The organism is Streptomyces sp. ADI95-17 (assembly GCF_003846175.1).
Lineage (GTDB): Bacteria > Actinomycetota > Actinomycetes > Streptomycetales > Streptomycetaceae > Streptomyces > Streptomyces sanglieri.
Genome location: NZ_ML123056.1, coordinates 150,887 through 152,697, shown reverse-complemented (window position 1 = coordinate 152,697; position 1,811 = coordinate 150,887). Strand labels below are relative to the sequence as shown.

Below are 1,811 nucleotides of genomic sequence, written 5' to 3'. Positions count from 1 at the left end.
GCACCCCGCAGCCTCTCGGGCGAGATCGAGCGCATGGCCAGCGAGTCCACCGAAGCCACCGCGGCGCCCGTGCCGTCGGCCAGCAGCAGGGACACCTCTGCGCCGTGGCGGCGGAGCCGGACGCGCAGGGCGCGGGCGCCGACCGCGTACAGGGAGACGCCGGACCAAGCGAACGGCAGCTCGACGGCGCCCTCTCCGTCCTCGGTCCGGACCTGCGTGCCGAGGCCGATCGTGTGCAGCGCGGCGTCCAGCAGAGCGGGGTGCACGCCGAACCCGTCGACGTCGGTGCCGCCGGGCAGTGCGACCTCGGCGTAGAGGTCATCGCCGTGCCGCCACGCCGACCGCAGCCCCTGGAAGAGCGGGCCGTAGGCGTATCCGGTCTCGGCGAGGGTCTCGTAGTGGGTGTCGACCGGGATGGCCTTGGCCCCGGCCGGCGGCCACTGGGCGAGGGTCTCCGCGGTAGGCGGGGCGGTGGACAGGTTCTGCCGGTTCACCGTTCCGGTGGCGTGGCGGGTCCAGCCGTCGTCCTGTGCGTCAGCGGGGGCGGAGTAGAGCTGCACCGTGCTGCGGCCCGAGGGGTCCGGAAGCGTGGCGGTCACCTGGATCGTGACGGCGCCGGCATCCGGCAGGACCAACGGCGCCTCGATGGTCAACTCTTCGAGCAGGTCGCAGCCGATCTGGTCGGCGGCGTGCAGCGCGAGGTCGACGAACGCCGTGCCGGGCAGCAGGACCGAGCCGAGCACGGTGTGGTCGGTGAGCCAGAGGTGCGTGTCGGCCGACAGCCGTCCGGTCAGTACCAATCCGTCAGTGTCAGCCAGGGTCATCGCCCCGGACAGCAGGGCGTGACCTGCCGGACGCATGCCCGCCGAGGAGACGTCGATGCCGGCCCCGTCGGCCGGGGCGAGCCAGTAGCGCTCGCGCTGGAAGGGGTAGGTGGGCAGGTCGACGTGCGTGGCCCGCTGCCCCGCGAACACCGCCTGCCAGTCCAACTCGACGCCGTGGACGTGTGCTTCCGCCGCCGAGGTCATGAAGCGGTGTGCCTCATCCACGTCGCGCCGCAGAGTGCCCAGCGCCACCGCGTCGTCCTGGCCGGCCTCCTCGAAGGTCTCCTGCAGTCCGAGGTTGAGCACCGGGTGCGGACTGATCTCGACGAAGACCGTGTGCCCGGCGTCGAGTGCAGCGTGCGAGGCCGATGCGAACTGGACCGTGGAGCGCAGGTTGCGGTACCAGTAGCCGTCGTTGAGCTCGGCCGTGTCCAGCAGGCCGCCCGTCACCGTGGAGAAGAACGGCACCGTGCCCGAACGCGGGGAGACGCCCTTCAGCGCGTCGGCCACCTCGTCCGCGATGGACTCGACCTGGGCCGAGTGCGAGGCGTAGTCCACCTCGACGCGCTTGGCGCGCACGCCGACGGCCTTGCAGGAGTCGACCAGTTCGGCCAGTGCGTCCGACTCGCCGGCGACGACCACCGAGGAGCGGCCGTTGACGACGGCCACAGAGATGCGGCCGTCCCAGGCGGTCAGGCGCTCACGCACCTCGTCCAGGGGCAGCGAAACAAACACCATGCCGCCCCTGCCGGAGAGTTGGAGCAGCGCCCGGGCGCGCAGGGCCACCACACGCGCGCCGTCCTCCAACGACAGGCCACCGGCGACGCAGGCCGCCGCGATCTCGCCCTGGGAATGGCCGATGACCGCCGCGGGCGACACGCCGCAGGCCCGCCACAGCTCGGCGAGGGAGATCATCACCGCCCACAGGACCGGCTGGACCACGTCGACGCGGTCGTAGCCCGGGGCGCCCTCCTCGCCACGTACGAC

General features: G+C 72.6%; 1 protein-coding gene. It reads right to left on the bottom strand.

Annotated features, from left to right (window positions below):
- Window positions 1-1,811: acyltransferase domain-containing protein (locus EES42_RS45425; protein ID WP_164495571.1), on the bottom strand; the 1,811-nt coding region annotated here is incomplete at both ends.